16 protein-coding genes are annotated in these 18,426 nt (G+C 57.4%); 14 read left to right on the plus strand and 2 right to left on the minus strand.

The window, feature by feature from the left end; translation table 11 throughout:
- Nucleotides 1-940 precede the first annotated feature (940 nt).
- Nucleotides 941-2,230 carry a citrate synthase gene (gene gltA, locus AC5SEM_RS04865; RefSeq protein WP_003222994.1) on the minus strand — a complete coding sequence of 430 codons (1,290 nt, stop codon included), beginning with the start codon at nt 2,228-2,230 and terminating at the stop codon, nt 941-943.
- A 363-nt stretch (nt 2,231-2,593) separates the two neighbouring features.
- On the opposite strand from gltA, the gene sdhC reads away from it, so the two are divergent.
- The 12 genes from sdhC (at nt 2,594) to AC5SEM_RS04925 (ending at nt 16,983) form a co-directional block, all read left to right on the plus strand.
- Nucleotides 2,594-2,968, plus strand: coding sequence for a succinate dehydrogenase, cytochrome b556 subunit (sdhC, locus tag AC5SEM_RS04870; protein WP_017127965.1), 375 nt, complete (start codon nt 2,594-2,596; stop codon nt 2,966-2,968).
- On the plus strand, nt 2,962-3,330 hold the full coding sequence (gene sdhD, locus AC5SEM_RS04875) for a succinate dehydrogenase, hydrophobic membrane anchor protein (protein WP_003222999.1): 369 nt from the start codon (nt 2,962-2,964) through the stop codon (nt 3,328-3,330). Before sdhC ends, sdhD begins: the two co-directional genes overlap by 7 nt.
- Before the next feature lie 3 nt (nt 3,331-3,333).
- Nucleotides 3,334-5,106 (plus strand): succinate dehydrogenase flavoprotein subunit, encoded by a 1,773-nt coding sequence (gene sdhA, locus AC5SEM_RS04880; RefSeq protein ID WP_129391065.1) that lies wholly within the window; start codon nt 3,334-3,336, stop codon nt 5,104-5,106.
- An 11-nt stretch (nt 5,107-5,117) separates the two neighbouring features.
- Nucleotides 5,118-5,822, plus strand: a complete 705-nt coding sequence (locus AC5SEM_RS04885) for a succinate dehydrogenase iron-sulfur subunit (RefSeq protein ID WP_008077942.1) — start codon at nt 5,118-5,120, stop codon at nt 5,820-5,822.
- A 251-nt stretch (nt 5,823-6,073) separates the two neighbouring features.
- On the plus strand, nt 6,074-8,905 hold the full coding sequence (locus AC5SEM_RS04890) for a 2-oxoglutarate dehydrogenase E1 component (RefSeq protein ID WP_077571705.1): 2,832 nt from the start codon (nt 6,074-6,076) through the stop codon (nt 8,903-8,905).
- Nucleotides 8,906-8,947: 42 nt separating this feature from the next.
- Nucleotides 8,948-10,171, plus strand: a complete 1,224-nt coding sequence (gene odhB / locus AC5SEM_RS04895; protein ID WP_123592697.1) for a 2-oxoglutarate dehydrogenase complex dihydrolipoyllysine-residue succinyltransferase — start codon at nt 8,948-8,950, stop codon at nt 10,169-10,171.
- Nucleotides 10,172-10,279: 108 nt separating this feature from the next.
- Entirely contained in the window at nt 10,280-11,716 is a 1,437-nt protein-coding gene (lpdA, locus tag AC5SEM_RS04900) for a dihydrolipoyl dehydrogenase (protein WP_077571707.1), read from the plus strand.
- Between the two features lie 182 nt (nt 11,717-11,898).
- Nucleotides 11,899-13,065 carry an ADP-forming succinate--CoA ligase subunit beta gene (sucC, locus tag AC5SEM_RS04905; protein ID WP_007919879.1) on the plus strand — a complete coding sequence of 389 codons (1,167 nt, stop codon included), beginning with the start codon at nt 11,899-11,901 and terminating at the stop codon, nt 13,063-13,065.
- On the plus strand, nt 13,065-13,946 hold the full coding sequence (gene sucD, locus AC5SEM_RS04910) for a succinate--CoA ligase subunit alpha (RefSeq protein WP_008082972.1): 882 nt from the start codon (nt 13,065-13,067) through the stop codon (nt 13,944-13,946). The genes sucC and sucD overlap by 1 nt, the downstream gene beginning before the upstream one ends.
- 319 nt (nt 13,947-14,265) lie before the next feature.
- Nucleotides 14,266-15,579 carry a branched-chain amino acid transport system II carrier protein gene (brnQ, locus tag AC5SEM_RS04915; protein ID WP_495472289.1) on the plus strand — a complete coding sequence of 438 codons (1,314 nt, stop codon included), beginning with the start codon at nt 14,266-14,268 and terminating at the stop codon, nt 15,577-15,579.
- A gap of 265 nt (nt 15,580-15,844) precedes the next feature.
- Nucleotides 15,845-16,582: a DUF599 domain-containing protein gene (locus AC5SEM_RS04920; protein WP_077571709.1), complete on the plus strand. Its 738-nt coding sequence runs from the start codon at nt 15,845-15,847 to the stop codon at nt 16,580-16,582.
- Nucleotides 16,582-16,983: an MAPEG family protein gene (locus AC5SEM_RS04925; protein ID WP_077571710.1), complete on the plus strand. Its 402-nt coding sequence runs from the start codon at nt 16,582-16,584 to the stop codon at nt 16,981-16,983. Before AC5SEM_RS04920 ends, AC5SEM_RS04925 begins: the two co-directional genes overlap by 1 nt.
- Before the next feature lie 78 nt (nt 16,984-17,061).
- Here the strand turns inward: AC5SEM_RS04925 and AC5SEM_RS04930 are convergent, their stop codons facing one another.
- Nucleotides 17,062-17,298 carry a hypothetical protein gene (locus tag AC5SEM_RS04930; protein ID WP_007959016.1) on the minus strand — a complete coding sequence of 79 codons (237 nt, stop codon included), beginning with the start codon at nt 17,296-17,298 and terminating at the stop codon, nt 17,062-17,064.
- Between the two features lie 158 nt (nt 17,299-17,456).
- Here AC5SEM_RS04930 and AC5SEM_RS04935 point away from each other — a divergent pair, with 158 nt between their 5' ends.
- Together AC5SEM_RS04935 and AC5SEM_RS04940 are read left to right on the plus strand one after the other, a co-directional pair.
- Complete coding sequence (locus AC5SEM_RS04935; RefSeq protein WP_123592698.1) at nt 17,457-17,933, plus strand: PaaI family thioesterase; 477 nt, start codon at nt 17,457-17,459, stop codon at nt 17,931-17,933.
- A complete protein-coding gene (locus tag AC5SEM_RS04940) occupies nt 17,930-18,382 on the plus strand; it encodes a PaaI family thioesterase (protein WP_495472290.1) in 453 nt (150 codons plus the stop codon). Before AC5SEM_RS04935 ends, AC5SEM_RS04940 begins: the two co-directional genes overlap by 4 nt.
- Nucleotides 18,383-18,426 lie beyond the last annotated feature (44 nt).

Here is an 18,426-nt window from a genome sequence, read left to right on the forward strand (position 1 = left end):
TGGTGCTTATTGAGTACATATCCGTTGCTGCGGTAACGGCTTCTTAGGGTTCCGCCCTTACGGCGGGTCACTTTTTCCAGACGCCGAAAAAGTAACCAAAAAGGCTTGCTCCTACGTCCGGCCCGCTCGCTGGGGCTCGGGGTTCCTTCGCTGCGGGATCGATCCGGGCGCAGCGCCTACGGTTTGCTTCGCTGCACCTCCTCTCGCTGTGTTTGGCTTCGCCAAACGGTCGCTGCGCTCCCACGCCCGGATCAATCCCTCCACTCAGCCTTCCGACGTCGCCTTACAGATCAAAAGCTGCAGCCGAGCTAACGCTCATCCTGTTGAGTGGTGAAGAGCATGCGGTCGGCTTTTGTTCGGTATTGGATTCGCCCCTCACCCCAGCCCTCTCCCGAGGGAGAGGGAGCCGATGGTGGGCCTCTCAAAATTTGCGTTCAACTCGGTATTTCACGTCGCCGTATCTCTCGCAATCACCTCGGTCAGTCCCCTCTCCCTCCGGGAGAGGGCTAGGGTGAGGGGCTCTTGATCTGGCTTTGGATTTGGATTTGGATTTGGTTTTGGCTTTTGATCTTTTGCCCCTTTCGGCAGGCCGAGCGTAGGTGTTCATCAGGGGGTTGGCGCGCAGCGCCGTGCGGCGTAGCCGCATACATCGAGAGGAGGTGCAGCGAAGCAAACCGTAGGCGATGCCCCCTGATGGACGCCGTAGCGAGGGAACACTGAGCCTCAGCGAAGTGCCGTACGCCAGGGGCAAAGCCTTTTGCTTACTTTTCGGCGTCTGGAAAAGTGAGTCGCTGTAAGAGCGAAACCGCCAGCGGCAACACCCGCAGCAACGGATATGCCCCCAATCCCAAAACCCAAAACCCCAGGCAAACAAAAACGGCCCCTATATAAATAGAGGCCGTTCCCGGTACAACTTCAAGACGTTATCGCAAGACAGGTCTTATTTGCGGTCTTCCAGCTTGGTAATGTCACGCGACTCGTAGCCGGTGTACAGCTGGCGCGGACGGCCAATCTTGTACGGGCTGGAGAGCATCTCTTTCCAGTGCGAAATCCAGCCAACAGTACGTGCCAGCGCGAAAATCACGGTGAACATGCTGGTTGGAATGCCGATCGCCTTGAGGATAATCCCCGAGTAGAAATCGACGTTCGGGTACAGCGAGCGTTCGATGAAGTACGGGTCAGTCAACGCAATCTCTTCCAGGCGCATGGCCAGTTCGAGTTGCGGATCGTTGTTGATGCCCAGTTCCTTCAGTACTTCGTCGCAGGTCTGCTTCATTACAGTCGCGCGAGGGTCGCGGTTCTTGTAAACGCGGTGACCGAAGCCCATCAGTTTGAACGGATCGTTCTTGTCCTTGGCCTTGGCGATGAACTTGTCGATGTTCGACACATCGCCAATCTCGTCAAGCATGGTCAGCACGGCTTCGTTCGCACCACCGTGGGCAGGGCCCCACAGTGCGGCGATACCGGCGGCGATACAGGCGAACGGGTTGGCACCCGAAGAACCGGCCAGACGTACGGTGGAAGTCGACGCGTTCTGCTCGTGGTCGGCGTGGAGGATGAAGATCCGGTCCATGGCCTTGGCGAGTACCGGGCTGATCGGTTTGATCTCGCACGGGGTGTTGAACATCATGTGCAGGAAGTTTTCCGCGTACGTCAGGTCGTTGCGCGGGTACATCATGGGTTGGCCCATGGAGTACTTGTAAACCATCGCTGCCAGGGTCGGCATCTTGGCAACCAGACGGATCGCGGAAATTTCGCGATGCTGCGGGTTATTGATGTCGAGGGAGTCGTGGTAGAAGGCCGAGAGGGCGCCGACTACACCGCACATGACGGCCATCGGGTGGGCGTCGCGACGGAAACCGTTGAAGAAGGTTTTCAGCTGCTCGTGAACCATGGTGTGGTTTTTCACGGTGCTGACGAACTGGGCCTTCTGCTCTGCGGTCGGCAGTTCGCCGTTGAGCAGCAGGTAGCAGGTTTCCAGGTAGTCCGATTTTTCAGCCAGCTGTTCGATCGGGTAGCCGCGGTGCAACAGAATGCCGTTGTCGCCGTCGATATAGGTGATCTTCGATTCGCACGAGGCGGTCGACATGAAACCCGGGTCGAAAGTGAAGCGGCCCGTGGCCGTCAGGCCCCGAACATCGATTACATCGGGACCAACGGTGCCGGTTAAAATGGGCAGCTCGACGGGGGCTGCGCCCTCGATGATCAACTGCGCTTTTTTGTCAGCCATGTGGCCTCCTATTTATGCTTGAACCATCAGACAGACCCCCCACGCAGGGCCCGCACCACTATAGTGAGATAAATTCGAATGTCAATTTGCCTAAAGTCTTGCTCCAGAAGGCTTTAAGCGCACTTTTTCCTCGAAATTGACTGCCATTTACGCCTTTTATACGACTTGTGCAATCAGCTATTTGGGGTAGGTGATTGCGTTGTCATTAGTAGCCTAACTGTCTATACTCGGCCACCGACCGCCAAGGGCTTTTGGGCTTGCTTTCATTGGGGGTCGCATCCCTGGGTGGTGGTTACCTGACCAGTGCACTCCCCAACAACTTTGCCCTGATTGTTAGGGGCTCTTCAGTGTGAAAAAAAAGCCGTGAAAAGCCAACGACCTGTAAACCTAGACCTAAGGACCATCAAACTCCCAGTCACTGCTTACACGTCCATTCTTCACCGTATCTCCGGTGTCATCCTCTTTGTCAGCCTGGCCATCATGCTTTACGCATTGGACAAGTCGCTGAGCTCCGAGGAAGGCTTCGGTCAGGTGAAAGCGTGTCTGACCAGTCCGCTAGCCAAGCTAGTGATTTGGGGCATCCTGTCCGCTCTGCTGTATCACCTGGTAGCCGGTGTGCGCCATTTGATCATGGATATGGGCATCGGTGAGACGCTGGAAGGCGGCAAACTGGGCTCGAAAATCGTTATCGCCGTTTCCGTGGTGGTAATCGTTCTGGCAGGAGTTTGGATATGGTAACTAACGTCACGAACCTGTCGCGTTCGGGCCTCTATGACTGGATGGCGCAACGTGTGTCTGCGGTCGTTCTCGCGGCTTACTTCATCTTTCTGATCGGATACGTCGTGGCCCACCCTGGCCTCGAGTATGCCCAGTGGCATGAACTGTTCGCCCACAACGGGATGCGTATTTTCAGCCTCCTGGCCCTTGTTGCTCTCGGCGCTCACGCCTGGGTCGGCATGTGGACCATCGCGACTGACTACCTGACGCCAATGGCGTTCGGCAAGTCCGCAACGGCGATACGTTTCCTTTTCCAGGCAGTATGCGGCGTTGCGATGTTCGCTTACTTCGTCTGGGGTGTGCAGATTCTCTGGGGTATCTGAGTCATGGCTAACATTCCAACGATTTCTTTCGACGCCATCATTATTGGTGGTGGCGGTGCCGGCATGCGCGCTGCGCTGCAACTGGCACAGGGCGGTCACAAGACTGCCGTGATCACCAAGGTTTTCCCGACCCGTTCGCACACCGTATCCGCTCAGGGCGGCATCACGTGCGCAATCGCGTCCGCTGACCCGAACGATGACTGGCGCTGGCACATGTACGATACCGTCAAGGGTTCCGACTACATCGGTGACCAGGACGCTATCGAATACATGTGTCAGGAAGGCCCGGCTGCTGTTTATGAGCTGGACCACATGGGCATGCCGTTCTCGCGTACCGAACAGGGCCGAATCTACCAGCGTCCGTTCGGTGGTCAGTCCAAGGACTACGGCAAAGGCGGGCAGGCTGCCCGTACGTGCGCCGCTTCCGACCGTACCGGTCACGCGCTGCTGCACACCCTTTATCAGGGCAACCTGAAAGCCGGTACCACGTTCCTGAACGAGTACTACGCTGTCGACCTGGTGAAAAACCAGGAAGGCGACTTCGTCGGTGTGATCGCGATCTGCATCGAAACCGGCGAAACCACCTACATCCGCGCCAAGGCCACCGTATTGGCTACCGGCGGTGCAGGTCGTATCTACGCTTCCACCACCAACGCCCTGATCAACACCGGTGACGGCGTCGGCATGGCTCTGCGTGCTGGCGTGCCGGTACAAGACATCGAAATGTGGCAGTTCCACCCGACCGGCATCGCCGGCGCCGGTGTACTGGTGACCGAAGGTTGCCGTGGTGAAGGTGGTTACCTGATCAACAAACACGGCGAGCGTTTCATGGAGCGTTATGCTCCGAACGCCAAAGACCTTGCCGGTCGTGACGTGGTTGCTCGCTCGATGGTTAAAGAAATCATCGCCGGCAACGGTTGCGGCCCGAATGGCGACCACGTACTGCTCAAGCTCGACCACCTGGGCGAGGAAGTACTGCACAGCCGTCTGCCAGGCATCTGCGAACTGTCGAAGACTTTCGCTCACGTTGACCCGGTTGTTGCGCCGGTTCCGGTTGTTCCGACTTGCCACTATATGATGGGCGGCGTTGCCACCAACATTCACGGCCAGGCGATCACCCAGAACGCCGAAGGCGTGGATCAGATCATTCCTGGTCTGTTCGCGGTCGGTGAAGTGGCTTGCGTATCGGTTCACGGTGCCAACCGTCTGGGCGGCAACTCGCTGCTCGACCTGGTGGTATTCGGCCGCGCTGCTGGCCTGCATCTGGAAAAAGCTCTGACCGACGGCATCGAATACGACGACGCTACCGAAGCCGACATCGAAGCTGCCCTGTCGCGTCTGAACGCGCTGAACAGCCGTACCGACGGTGAAGACGTGGCAACCCTGCGTCGCGAGTTGCAGAACTGCATGCAGAACTACTTCGGTGTATTCCGTACTGGCGAATACATGCAGAAAGGTATCGCTCAGCTTGCTGACCTGCGTACCCGCATCGCCAATGTGAAAATCAACGATAAGTCGCAGGCGTTCAACACTGCCCGTATCGAAGCGCTGGAACTGCAAAACCTGCTGGAAGTGGCTGAAGCTACCGCCATCGCCGCTGAAGTCCGCAAAGAGTCGCGCGGTGCTCACGCCCGTGAAGACTTCGAAGACCGTGACGACGAAAACTGGCTGTGCCACACCCTGTACTTCCCGGGTGACAAGCGCGTCACCAAGCGTGCCGTGAACTTCTCGCCGAAGACTGTTCCGACTTTTGAACCTAAGATTCGGACTTATTAAGGGTGGCCGCCATGTTGCAAGTCAGCGTTTATCGTTACAACCCTGATCAGGACGCCGCGCCGTTCATGCAGGAATTCCAGATCGATACCGGTGGTAAAGATCTGATGGTGCTGGACGTACTGGCCCTGATCAAAGAGCAGGACGAAGGTTTCTCCTATCGTCGCTCTTGCCGTGAAGGCGTTTGTGGTTCCGACGGCATGAACATCAACGGCAAGAACGGTCTGGCGTGCATCACGCCGCTGTCTGCGGTTGTAAAAGGTAACAAGTTGGTTGTTCGTCCACTGCCAGGTTTGCCGGTTATCCGTGACCTGGTTGTCGATATGAGCATCTTCTACAAGCAATACGAGAAGGTGAAGCCTTACCTGCAGAACGACACGCCGGCTCCGGCCATCGAGCGTCTGCAGTCGCCAGAAGAGCGTGAAAAGCTCGACGGTCTGTACGAGTGCATCCTGTGCGCTTGCTGCTCGACTTCGTGCCCGTCCTTCTGGTGGAACCCGGACAAGTTCCTGGGTCCAGCTGCACTGCTGCAAGCTTATCGCTTCCTGGCAGACAGCCGTGACACCAAGACCAACGAGCGTCTGGCTTCGCTCGATGACCCGTTCAGCGTTTTCCGCTGCCGGGGCATCATGAACTGCGTCAACGTATGTCCGAAAGGCCTGAACCCGACTAAGGCCATCGGTCACATCCGTAACATGTTGCTCTCGAGCGGCGTGTGATTCAGCTGCTGTAACCGCTGTACCGTAGAGGCTGTGGCGCGGGCTTCAACCCGCGTCATGGCTATAACCAGAGCAGTAGCCACAAGCTGCCGCTCTTATTTTGAAGAAATGAGACAAGCAGGGGCATCCGGGCTGGTACCCGGACTATCAGTGTGATCCTAAGTGGCTTGTTTTAGTCGCTGCATTCGGACTTCTGCAAGTTTGCTCGGTGTCGACATCGATGGTGTTCCCCTAACCGAGGGTGACCAAGCATGCAAGAAAGCGTGATGCAGCGCATGTGGAACAGCGCCTACCTTTCAGGTGGAAACGCTGCCTATGTGGAAGAGCTTTATGAGCTCTACCTGCACGACCCTAACGCTGTGCCAGAAGAGTGGCGCACCTACTTTCAGAAGTTGCCTGCCGACGGCAACTCTGCCACTGATGTTTCGCACTCCACAATTCGCGATCATTTCGTGCTGCTGGCAAAGAACCAGCGCCGCGCTCAACCGGTTTCCGCCGGGAGCGTGAGCAGTGAGCACGAGAAGAAGCAAGTTGAAGTGTTGCGATTGATCCAGGCCTACCGTATGCGTGGCCACCAGGCAGCCCAGCTTGACCCGCTGGGGCTGTGGCAGCGTCCTGCACCTGCAGACCTGTCGATCAATCATTACGGCTTGACCAATGCCGATCTTGATACGACCTTCCGTGCCGGCGACCTGTTCATCGGCAAAGAGGAAGCGAGCCTACGCGAAATTCACGAAGCGTTGCAGCAGACATATTGCCGCACCATCGGCGCTGAATTTACGCACATCACCGATTCCGAGCAGCGCCAGTGGTTCCAGCAGCGTCTGGAAAGCGTGCGTGGTCGTCCGACGTACTCCGCCGACATCAAGAGCCACCTGCTTGAGCGCGTGACCGCCGGTGAAGGCCTGGAAAAATACCTGGGCACCAAATACCCGGGCACCAAGCGTTTCGGTCTGGAAGGCGGCGAAAGCCTGATTCCGATGCTCGACGAACTGATCCAGCGTTCCGGTTCCTACGGCACCAAGGAAGTCGTCATCGGCATGGCCCACCGTGGCCGTCTGAACGTGCTGGTCAACACCTTCGGCAAGAACCCGCGCGAGCTGTTCGACGAGTTCGAAGGCAAGAAGAAGGTCGAGCTGGGTTCCGGTGACGTTAAGTATCACCAGGGCTTCTCGTCCAACGTGATGACCGCCGGCGGTGAAGTTCACCTGGCCATGGCGTTCAACCCGTCTCACCTGGAAATCGTTTCCCCGGTGGTAGAAGGTTCGGTGCGCGCCCGTCAGGATCGTCGTAACGACCCGACCGGTGAGAAGGTTCTGCCGATCTCCATCCACGGTGACGCTGCATTCGCAGGTCAGGGCGTGGTCATGGAAACCTTCCAGATGTCGCAGACCCGCGGTTTCAAGACCGGCGGTACCGTGCACATTGTGATCAACAACCAGGTCGGTTTCACCATCAGCAACCCGCTGGACTCGCGTTCCACCGAGTACGCCACCGACGTTGCGAAGATGATCCAGGCGCCGATCCTCCATGTGAATGGTGATGATCCGGAAGCCGTGCTGTTCGTGACCCAGCTGGCCATCGACTACCGCATGCAGTTCAAGCGTGACGTGGTGATCGACCTGGTCTGCTACCGTCGTCGCGGCCACAACGAGGCCGACGAGCCAAGCGGTACCCAGCCTCTGATGTATCAGCAGATCACCAAGCAGCGCACCACCCGTGAGCTGTACGCTGATCGTCTGACCCAGGGCGGTGTGCTCGACGCAGAGCGTGTTCAGGCGAAAGTCGACGAATACCGCAACGCGCTGGACAACGGTCTGCACGTCGTGAAATCGCTGGTCAAAGAGCCGAACAAAGAGCTGTTCGTGGACTGGCGTCCTTATCTGGGCCACGCCTGGACTGCGCGTCACGACACGCGTTTCGATCTGAAAACCCTGCAAGAACTGTCCGCCAAGCTGCTGGAAATTCCGGAAGGCTTCGTGGTGCAGCGTCAGGTCTCGAAGATCTACGAAGACCGTCAGAAGATGCAAGCCGGCGGCCTGCCGATCAACTGGGGTTACGCTGAAACCATGGCGTACGCGACCCTGGCGTTCGAAGGTCACCCGATCCGCATGACCGGTCAGGACATCGGCCGCGGTACGTTCTCGCACCGTCACGCTGTGTTGCACAACCAGAAAGACGCAGGCACCTACATTCCGCTGCAGCACCTGTACGACGGTCAGCCACGTTTTGACCTGTACGACTCGTTCCTGTCGGAAGAAGCGGTACTGGCGTTCGAATATGGCTACTCGACCACCACGCCGGATGCGCTGGTGATCTGGGAAGCCCAGTTCGGCGACTTCGCCAACGGTGCACAGGTTGTAATCGACCAGTTCATCACCAGCGGCGAGCACAAGTGGGGCCGTCTCTGCGGTCTGACCATGTTGCTGCCACACGGTTACGAAGGTCAGGGCCCTGAGCACAGCTCGGCACGTCTTGAGCGTTACCTGCAACTGTGCGCCGAGCACAACATTCAGGTAGCGGTACCGACCACGCCAGCACAGATCTACCACTTGCTGCGTCGTCAGGTGATTCGTCCGCTGCGCAAGCCGCTGATCGTGCTGACTCCAAAGTCGCTGCTGCGCCACAAGCTGGCCATCTCGACCCTGGAAGATCTGGCCGAAGGTTCGTTCCAGACCGTGATCCCGGAAATCGATACCCTGGACCCGAAAAAGGTCGAGCGTGTTGTTCTGTGTAGCGGCAAGGTCTACTACGACCTGCTGGAAAAACGCCGTGCCGAAGGCCGTGAAGATATCGCCATCGTGCGTATCGAGCAGCTGTACCCATTCCCTGAGGACGACTTGAAAGAAGTCCTGGCTCCATACACCAACGTCAAAAATGCCGTTTGGTGTCAGGAAGAGCCGATGAACCAGGGCGCCTGGTACTGCAGCCAGCACCACTTGCGTCGCAGCATCGGGAACCTCGACAAGTCTCTCGTACTTGAGTACGCGGGCCGTGAGGCTTCTGCTGCCCCAGCTTGTGGTTACGCATCGATGCACGCCGAGCAGCAGGAAAAACTCCTGCAAGACGCGTTTACCATTTAACGCCTTCGCGCACCTGAAACCGAATTTAAGGAACTACAGATAATGGCTATCGAGATCAAAGCCCCCACTTTCCCGGAATCGGTTGCCGATGGCACCGTTGCCACCTGGCACAAGCAACCGGGCGACGCCGTCAAGCGTGACGACCTGATCGTCGACATCGAAACTGACAAAGTCGTACTGGAAGTTCTGGCTACCGCCGACGGCGTGCTGGGCGCAATCGTCAAGAACGAAGGCGACACCGTTCTGTCCGACGAAGTGCTGGGCTCCATCGAAGCGGGCGGCGCTGCTGCCGCTGCTCCAGCCGCCGCTGCTGCTCCGGCCACTGCTGCCGCTGCACCGGCTGCTGCCGAAGGCGAAGACGATCCTGTTGCTGCTCCTGCTGCGCGCAAGCTGGCTGAAGAAAACGGCATCAACATCGCTTCCGTTGCCGGCACCGGCAAAGGCGGTCGTGTGACCAAGGAAGACGTGGTTGCTGCTGTTGCTGCCAAGAAAGCCGCTCCGGCTGCCGCGCCTGCCAAGGCTGCTGCTCCTTCGGCTGCCGCTCCTGTGTTCGCTGCTGGCGACCGCATCGAGAAGCGCGTACCGATGACCCGCGTTCGTGCCACCGTGGCCAAGCGTCTGGTTGAAGCACAGTCGAACATGGCGATGCTGACCACTTTCAACGAAGTCGACATGACTGAAGTCATGGCCCTGCGTTCGAAGTACAAGGACCTGTTCGAGAAGTCCCACAACGGCGTACGCCTGGGCTTCATGTCGTTCTTCGTCAAGGCTGCTACCGAAGCGCTGAAACGCTTCCCGGCTGTCAACGCGTCGATCGACGGCGGCGACATCGTTTACCACGGCTACGCGGACATCGGCGTTGCCGTTTCCAGCGATCGTGGCCTGGTGGTTCCGGTTCTGCGTAACGCCGAGCTGATGAGCCTGGCTGAAATCGAAGGCGGCATCGCCACTTTCGGCAAGAAAGCCCGTGACGGCAAATTGTCGATGGACGAGATGACCGGTGGTACCTTCACCATCACCAACGGTGGTACCTTCGGTTCGATGATGTCGACCCCGATCGTCAACCCGCCGCAGGCAGCGATTCTGGGCATGCACAACATCATCCAGCGTCCTATGGCCATCAACGGTCAGGTCGTTATCCGTCCGATGATGTACCTGGCGCTGTCCTACGATCACCGTCTGATCGATGGCAAAGAAGCTGTGACCTTCCTGGTGACCATCAAGAACCTGCTGGAAGATCCGGCTCGTCTGTTGCTGGATATCTAAAAAACAGCTGCAAGCTTCAAGTTTCAAGCCACAAGTTCAAAGCGAGCGGGGTGGCTGGAAGCTTGTAGCTTGCGGCTTGTAGCTTTATTGCTAAAGAGGATTTTTTGAATGTCGCAGAAATTTGACGTAGTAGTGATCGGTGCTGGCCCTGGTGGCTACGTGGCTGCCATCAAGGCCGCGCAGCTGGGTCTGACCACTGCCTGCATCGAGAAGTACACCGACGCAGAAGGCAAGCAAGCCCTGGGCGGCACCTGCCTGAACGTGGGCTGCATTCCTTCCAAGGCGCTGCTCGACAGCTCCTGGAAATACAAGGAAGCGAAAGAAAGCTTCAACGTTCACGGTATCTCGACTGGCGAAGTCAAAATGGACGTCGCTGCGATGGTTGGCCGCAAGGCTGGCATCGTCAAGAACCTGACCGGCGGCGTTGCCACCCTGTTCAAGGCCAACGGCGTTACTTCGATTCAGGGCCACGGCAAACTGCTGGCTGGCAAGAAAGTCGAAGTCACCAAGCCAGACGGCTCGGTTGAAGTCATCGAAGCTGAAAACGTGATCCTGGCTCCAGGTTCGCGTCCGATCGACATTCCGCCGGCTCCGGTTGATCAGAAAGTCATCGTCGATTCGACTGGCGCACTGGAATTCCAAAGCGTACCTAAGCGTCTGGGCGTGATCGGCGCTGGCGTGATCGGTCTGGAACTGGGTTCTGTCTGGTCGCGTCTGGGTTCGGAAGTGGTTGTCCTGGAAGCACTGGACACTTTCCTGATGGCAGCGGACACCGCTGTTTCCAAGGAAGCGCTGAAAACCCTGACCAAACAAGGTCTGGACATCAAACTGGGCGCTCGCGTAACCGGCTCGAAAGTCAACGGCGACGAAGTCGTTGTGAACTACACCGATGCCAACGGCGAACAGACCATCACTTTCGACAAGCTGATCGTAGCCGTTGGTCGCCGTCCGGTGACCACTGATCTGCTGGCTTCCGACAGCGGCGTGACCCTCGATGAGCGCGGTTTCGTGCACGTTGACGATCACTGCGCGACCACCGTACCGGGCGTTTTCGCCATTGGTGACGTGGTTCGCGGCATGATGCTGGCTCACAAAGCTTCGGAAGAAGGCATCATGGTTGTCGAGCGCATCAAGGGCCACAAAGCCCAGATGAACTATGACCTGATCCCTTCGGTTATTTATACTCACCCGGAAATCGCGTGGGTTGGCAAAACCGAGCAGGCCTTGAAAGCTGAAGGCGTTGAAGTTAACGTCGGCACCTTCCCGTTCGCCGCTTCCGGCCGTGCCATGGCCGCCAACGATACCGGTGGTTTCGTCAAGGTCATCGCTGATGCCAAGACTGACCGCGTATTGGGCGTGCACGTGATTGGCCCGAGCGCTGCAGAACTGGTTCAGCAGGGCGCGATCGGTATGGAATTCGGCACCAGCGCTGAAGACCTGGGCATGATGGTTTTCTCCCATCCGACCCTGTCTGAAGCCTTGCACGAAGCTGCTCTGGCTGTGAATGGCGGCGCCATCCACATTGCCAACCGCAAGAAGCGTTAAGACACAATAAGAAACCACGGCGGTAACGGCCCGTCGTGAGCCTTGCGAGCAAGTCTCACCGCGGAATGTCCGCTGGACGCAGTCTTGCGTAGCTTAGCTACGCAAGCAGCAGTCACAGGTGGCGCGGCACTCAAACGAGCGCAGCGCCGAATGCGCAGTACCTAACGAAGACGGTAAAAAGCATGAATCTTCACGAGTATCAGGGTAAGCAGCTGTTCGCTGAATACGGCCTGCCAGTTTCCACTGGTTACGCAGTAGACACCCCGGAAGCAGCAGCAGAAGCTTGCGACAAAATCGGCGGCAGCGAGTGGGTTGTCAAAGCCCAGGTCCACGCCGGTGGTCGCGGTAAAGCGGGCGGCGTCAAGCTGGTTCGCAGCAAAGAAGACGCCAAAGCCTTCGCACAGCAGTGGCTGGGCAAGCGTCTGGTGACTTACCAGACTGACGCCAATGGCCAGCCAGTCACCAAGATCCTGGTTGAATCGTGCACTGATATCGCTAAAGAGCTGTACCTGGGCGCTGTCGTTGACCGTTCGAGCCGTCGCATCGTGTTCATGGCTTCCACCGAAGGTGGCGTGGACATCGAGAAAATCGCTCACGACACTCCAGAAAAAATTCTCAAGGCCACTATCGATCCACTGGTTGGCGCTCAGCCATTCCAGGGTCGCGAGCTGGCATTCCAGCTGGGTCTGGAAGGCAAGCAGGTTGCTCAGTTCGCCAAGATCTTCGTAGGTCTGGCCAAACTGTTCAAGGATCACGACCTGGCTCTGCTGGAAGTGAACCCGCTGGTGATCAAGGCTGACGGCGATCTGCACTGCCTGGACGCCAAGATCAACATCGACGCCAACGCCATGTACCGTCAGCCTAAGCTGAAGACTTTCCACGATCCGTCGCAAGACGATCCGCGCGAAGCGCACGCTGCCAAGTTCGAACTGAACTACGTAGCACTGGAAGGCAACATCGGCTGCATGGTCAACGGTGCTGGCCTGGCCATGGGTACCATGGACATCGTCAACCTGCATGGCGGCAAGCCAGCCAACTTCCTCGACGTAGGTGGTGGCGCTACCAAAGAACGCGTAACTGAAGCGTTCAAGATCATCCTGTCCGACACCAACGTCGCTGCAGTACTGGTCAACATCTTCGGCGGCATCGTTCGCTGCGACATGATTGCCGAAGGCATCATCGGCGCTGTGAAAGAAGTCGGCGTGAAAATCCCGGTTGTTGTTCGCCTTGAAGGCAACAACGCTGAGCTGGGCGCTAAAGTACTGGCAGAAAGCGGTTTGAACATCATCGCTGCTACCAGCCTGACCGACGCTGCTCAACAAGTTGTCAAAGCTGCGGAGGGCAAATAATGAGCGTCCTGATCAATAAAGACACCAAAGTTATCTGCCAGGGTATTACCGGTTCGCAAGGTAGTTTCCACACCCAGCAAGCCATCGAATACGGCACCAAGATGGTGGGTGGTGTTACTCCTGGCAAAGGCGGCACCGAGCACCTGGGTCTGCCAGTGTTCAACACCGTTAAAGACGCAGTAGAAGCCACTGGCGCTACCGCTTCCGTGATCTACGTTCCGGCTCCTTTCTGCAAAGATTCGATCCTGGAAGCGGCATTCGGCGGCATCAAGCTGATCGTCTGCATCACCGAAGGCATTCCTACCCTGGACATGCTGGACGCTAAAGTTAAGTGCGACGAGCTGGGCGTAGTCCTGATCGGCCCTAACTGCCCAGGCGTTATCACTCCGGGCGAGTGCAAGATCGGCATCATGCCAGGTCACATTCACTTGCCAGGCAAGGTCGGTATCGTTTCGCGTTCCGGCACCCTGACCTACGAAGCTGTGAAGCAGACCACTGACGCCGGTTTCGGTCAGTCGACTTGCGTCGGCATCGGTGGTGACCCGATCCCGGGTTCGAACTTCATCGACATCCTGAAGCTGTTCCAGGAAGACCCGAAGACCGAAGCGATCGTAATGATCGGTGAGATCGGCGGTTCGGCTGAAGAAGAAGCGGCTGCCTACATCAAGGCACACGTGACCAAGCCGGTTGTCTCCTACATCGCTGGTGTGACTGCTCCTCCGGGCAAGCGCATGGGCCATGCTGGCGCAATCATCTCTGGCGGCAAAGGCACTGCAGACGAGAAATTCGCTGCACTGCAAGACGCAGGCGTTAAAACCGTGCGTTCGCTGGCAGACATCGGCAAGGCCCTGGCCGAGCTGACTGGTTGGGCTGTCAAGTAAGCCTCGCGCTTAGCTGACGCTTCACCAAACAAAGGCCACCTTCGGGTGGCCTTTGTCGTTTCTGGCATTCGCTGATTTATAGGCTTGCCCCCAATTACATGCAAAAACGCGACACGGAAACGTCGCGTATCGGATAGTTCGCCCTCTAACAGTGCGTTTACACGCCAAATTCGTTAGGCTAGCAGCCATTTTTGCGTCTGCCGCCCACAAGGCATGCAACGCGCTTTAAGGGTCAGTCCCATACGGATCGACAGCATTTCCCTAATTACACAGGGCAATCCCCCTCTAAATTCCGATTCAGTAGTGTGGTATTACCTTAATGAAAGTTTTGAAAGGTCAGGACATCCTGGCACTTGGTTTTATGACGTTTGCCCTGTTCGTCGGGGCTGGCAACATCATTTTCCCGCCTATCGTTGGCTTGCAGGCCGGACCTCACGTCTGGATGGCCGCGCTGGGCTTTCTGATCACCGCAGTGGGTTTGCCGGTGATCACTGTCGTTGCACTGGCCAAGGTCGGTGGGGCGATGGATGCGCTGAGCAGCCCGATCGGCAAGATCGCTGGCGGCATTCTCGCGGCTGCGTGCTACCTGGCAGTCGGCCCGTTGTTCGCCACCCCGCGTACCGCAACCGTATCCTTTGAAGTAGGCTTGGCGCCGTTGACCGGCGAAAGCCCGTTGGCACTGTTCCTCTACAGCTCGGTGTACTTCCTGCTGGTGTTCTTCATCTCGCTCTACCCTGGGCGTTTGCTGGACACTGTCGGCCGTTTCCTCGCGCCGCTGAAAATCATCGCGCTGGCAGTCCTCGGCATCGCTGCATTCGCCTTGCCGGCGGGTGACATCGGCCACGGTACGCCGGAATACGTGGCGGCACCGTTTTCTCAAGGGTTCATCAATGGTTACTTGACCATGGATACCCTCGGGGCGCTGGTGTTCGGCATCGTTATCGTTAACGCGATCCGCTCCCGTGGCGTCGAGTCGCCGGCGCTGATCACCCGTTACGCGATCATCGCTGGCCTGATCGCCGGTGTCGGTCTGGCGCTGGTGTATATCAGCCTGTTCCGCCTCGGTTCCGGCAGCCACGAAGTGGCCGTGGGCGCGACCAACGGCGCGGCGGTACTGCACGCGTATGTGCAACACACCTTCGGTTCGCTGGGCAGCGGTTTCCTCGCGGTGCTGATCTCGCTGGCGTGTCTGGTGACGGCGGTCGGTCTGACTTGTGCGTGTGCCGAATACTTCAGCCGTGTGCTGCCACTGTCCTACAAGACCCTGGTGATCATTCTGGCGGCGTTCTCGCTGCTGGTATCCAACCTGGGCCTGACCAAGCTGATTGCCTTCTCGATTCCGGTGCTGACCGCAATCTATCCGCCGTGCATCGTGCTGGTGGCGCTGAGCTTCTGCAAAGACTTCTGGCATGAGCACGGCCGCATTCTCGGCCCGGTGATGCTGGTGTCGTTCGTCTTCGGCTCCATCGACGCGTTGAAAGGCGCCGGTCTGGCCGACTGGATGCCATCGCAAATGTCGCACCTGCCACTGAGCGAGCAGGGCCTCGCGTGGCTGGTGCCGTGCGTGATGACCCTGGTGGTTGCGGTGGTTTGCGATCGCCTGCTGGGCAAGCGCAGCGAAGCGGTTGCCTGACGTTGTCTGACCCGCCAAAAGCGGGTCTTCAACGCTTAAACAGAAATGCCCCGTATCAATCGATACGGGGCATTTTTTATGCGCGTCAGGCAGTGTCTTTTTCCCTGAGCTAACGTCGAAGGGTTGCCGAAATCTCAATGTGGGAGCGAGCCTGCTCGCGAAAGCGGCGTATCGCGCAACATTGATGGCGGCTGACACACCGCTTTCGCGAGCAAGCTCGCTCCCACAAGTAATCAGTGCGTGTACACACCTCACAAGGAATTGCATGTCGTTCATCCAAGCCAACCTGATCCACCTGCTCGCGGCCGTCTGGTTCGTCATCTGCTGGGGCGGTTATACCCGTTATGCCTCCTGGAAGGGCCGCGATACAGCGTGTCTGGCGAGCGTGCTGCACCTGTACCGCGAAGACTGGATGCGCCGCATGTTGCTGCGTGACAACCGCATCGCCGATGCCAGCGTGATCGGGAATCTTGAGCGTAACGCCTCGTTCTTCGCCTCGAGCACGCTGATTATTCTCGCCGGTATTCTCACTGTGCTTGGCGCGTCGGAGCGGGCAGTGTCGTTGCTGGCAGATATTCCTATGGTGCAACAGGCGTCGCAGGGCATGTCGGAGATCAAGTTGTTGTGTCTGGCGATGGTGTTCGTCTATGCCTTCTTCACCTTTAGCTGGTGCATGCGTCAGTACAATTTTGCGGCGGTTTTGGTCGGCTCGGCGCCAATGATCGGTGAGCGACATGTTTCCGAACAGGAGCGCAAGGCGTTCGCTGCGCGGGCGGCGCGAGTGATTTCGATGGCGGCCAACCAGTTCAACTTCGGGCTGCGCTCTTACTACTTCGGCATGACCATGCTGGCGTGGTTCGTCAGCCCATGGTTGTTCATGCTGATGAGCGCCGGTGTGGTATTGGTTCTGTACCGCCGCGAGTTTCATTCCGACGTTCTCGATGTCATGGTCTATACCCCTACAGAAGCCCCCCTTCCCGAAACAAACAAAGAGGTCGCTTGATGAGTATTCCGTTCTGGTGTGTGTTTATCACTGCGTTGTTGATTTACATCGCGCGTATGCCGGTGGGCAAGGCGATGAAAGAGCAGGGCGGTTACAACAACCACTTGCCGCGCCAGCAACAAGCGCAACTGACCGGCTACGGCGCGCGGGCGCTGGCGGCGCATCAGAATACGATTGAAGCGTTCATGTTGTTCGCGGTCGGTGTGCTGATGGCGCATACCACCCAGACGGCAGGATGGCTGATCGATACGTTGGCGATCATTTTCGTGATCGCACGGATCATCTACTTGTGGTTCTATCTCGCCGATCTTCCCAAGCTGCGCAGTCTGGCCTGGGTAGTTGGCATAGTGTGTTCGCTGTTGTTGATGATTAGTCCGACTTTTAGAACGGTCTTGCTCTAAGGCGACCTTGTCACTAAATGACAGGCAAAAGAAAACCCGCACTTGGCGGGTTTTCTTTTTTCTGCAGCAAAAAGCGAATTATTGCTTCTTGGCAGCTTCTTCTTGCGCGGCAGCGTTCGATTCAGCCTGAGCTTTGGCAGCTTCGGCGTTTTCTTTCGCAGCGTCGTTCACTTTATCCTGAGCTTTGTTCATGTCTTGCTGAGCTTGTTCAGCATGTTGGTTGGCATCTTGAGCTTTGTCCTCGGATTTTTTATCGCAGGCAGCGAGACCGAGGGAAGCGGTCAACATCAAGGCAATAGCTAAAGTCTTACGCATGGGGTGTTTCTCCTTATGGAAAATAACTACTGGCCTTAAGAGCTTGGCGCTACAGGTTAAGTTCCTCATTTGTTTCAGATATATAAGTTTGTTTTGCTACGGAACTTTTGGTCTGTTCGCTACTACTGGCCAATGGCTTTAACGAGAGTAATTATCATATGGCTGAAAACCCCGTTTTTGAGCGCGCGACGCGATTTCTTTCAGCGTTAAGACACTGCCAGGTACTTGGTTTGCGAGTACATGAAGCCTCCAGCGAAGGGCTCACGGTGATCCTGCCTTATAGCCCGCAAATCGTCGGTAATCCGCAGACCGGGGTCATTCATGGTGGCGCAATTACCTCGTTAATGGACACCGCTTGCGGGATGTCGACGCTCTGTGTGTTGCCGGAATTCGAAGTCTGCCCGACCCTCGATTTGCGCATTGACTATATGCACGCCGCCGAACCGAACAAAGACGTCTATGGTTTCGCCCAGTGCTACCGGGTAACCACCGATGTGATCTTCGCTCGTGGTTTCGCCTATCAGGACGATCCCGAACAACCCATCGCCCACGTCGTCGGTACGTTCATGCGCATGGGCAAGGGCCTTAAAGGCACCAAAGGCTTCGGCGGCGCGATCAAGGGAGCAGGGCAATGAGCGATGATCTGAAACAGCAGTTGCGACTCGCTCACGCTCAAGGTGATTACGCGCCACTGTTGAAACTGATTCCCTATGCAGGTTTGATCGGCATCGAATGCTCACGCGTCGGCGATGAATTGCTGTTCAAGCTGCCGGCCAACAAAGACAACATTGGTAACCCTTTACTGCCCGCGATCCACGGCGGTGTCATTGCCGGGTTCATGGAACTGGCCGCCGCTCTGCATTTGCTCATCTTCACCGAGACCCCGGGCGTGCCAAAGATCATCGATTTCTCCCTTGATTACCTGCGCGCCGGGCAGTTTCGCGATACCTGGGCCAAGTGTCAGGTCTGCCGCCAGGGCCGACGCGTCGCCAATGTCGCCATCACGGCCTGGCAAAGTACCGAAAGCGAACCGATTGCCACCGCGCGTGCACACTTCAAAATCGATGAGCCCTTGAAATCCTGAACAGCGCCCCAAACTCACAAGACAACCCGCCGCCGACCATTTCG

It is taken from the genome of Pseudomonas sp. CH61 (assembly GCF_059429415.1).

Excerpts from the sequence above, each read along its gene's own strand:
- gltA (WP_003222994.1), bottom strand. The coding sequence starts at position 2,230 with ATGGCTGACAAAAAAGCGCAGTTGATCATCGAGGGCGCAGCCCCCGTC.
- sdhD (WP_003222999.1), top strand. The coding sequence starts at position 2,962 with ATGGTAACTAACGTCACGAACCTGTCGCGTTCGGGCCTCTATGACTGG.
- sdhA (WP_129391065.1), top strand. The coding sequence starts at position 3,334 with ATGGCTAACATTCCAACGATTTCTTTCGACGCCATCATTATTGGTGGT.
- AC5SEM_RS04885 (WP_008077942.1), top strand. The coding sequence starts at position 5,118 with ATGTTGCAAGTCAGCGTTTATCGTTACAACCCTGATCAGGACGCCGCG.
- AC5SEM_RS04890 (WP_077571705.1), top strand. The coding sequence starts at position 6,074 with ATGCAAGAAAGCGTGATGCAGCGCATGTGGAACAGCGCCTACCTTTCA.
- odhB (WP_123592697.1), top strand. The coding sequence starts at position 8,948 with ATGGCTATCGAGATCAAAGCCCCCACTTTCCCGGAATCGGTTGCCGAT.
- lpdA (WP_077571707.1), top strand. The coding sequence starts at position 10,280 with ATGTCGCAGAAATTTGACGTAGTAGTGATCGGTGCTGGCCCTGGTGGC.
- sucC (WP_007919879.1), top strand. The coding sequence starts at position 11,899 with ATGAATCTTCACGAGTATCAGGGTAAGCAGCTGTTCGCTGAATACGGC.
- sucD (WP_008082972.1), top strand. The coding sequence starts at position 13,065 with ATGAGCGTCCTGATCAATAAAGACACCAAAGTTATCTGCCAGGGTATT.
- brnQ (WP_495472289.1), top strand. The coding sequence starts at position 14,266 with ATGAAAGTTTTGAAAGGTCAGGACATCCTGGCACTTGGTTTTATGACG.
- AC5SEM_RS04920 (WP_077571709.1), top strand. The coding sequence starts at position 15,845 with ATGTCGTTCATCCAAGCCAACCTGATCCACCTGCTCGCGGCCGTCTGG.
- AC5SEM_RS04925 (WP_077571710.1), top strand. The coding sequence starts at position 16,582 with ATGAGTATTCCGTTCTGGTGTGTGTTTATCACTGCGTTGTTGATTTAC.
- AC5SEM_RS04930 (WP_007959016.1), bottom strand. The coding sequence starts at position 17,298 with ATGCGTAAGACTTTAGCTATTGCCTTGATGTTGACCGCTTCCCTCGGT.
- AC5SEM_RS04935 (WP_123592698.1), top strand. The coding sequence starts at position 17,457 with ATGGCTGAAAACCCCGTTTTTGAGCGCGCGACGCGATTTCTTTCAGCG.
- AC5SEM_RS04940 (WP_495472290.1), top strand. The coding sequence starts at position 17,930 with ATGAGCGATGATCTGAAACAGCAGTTGCGACTCGCTCACGCTCAAGGT.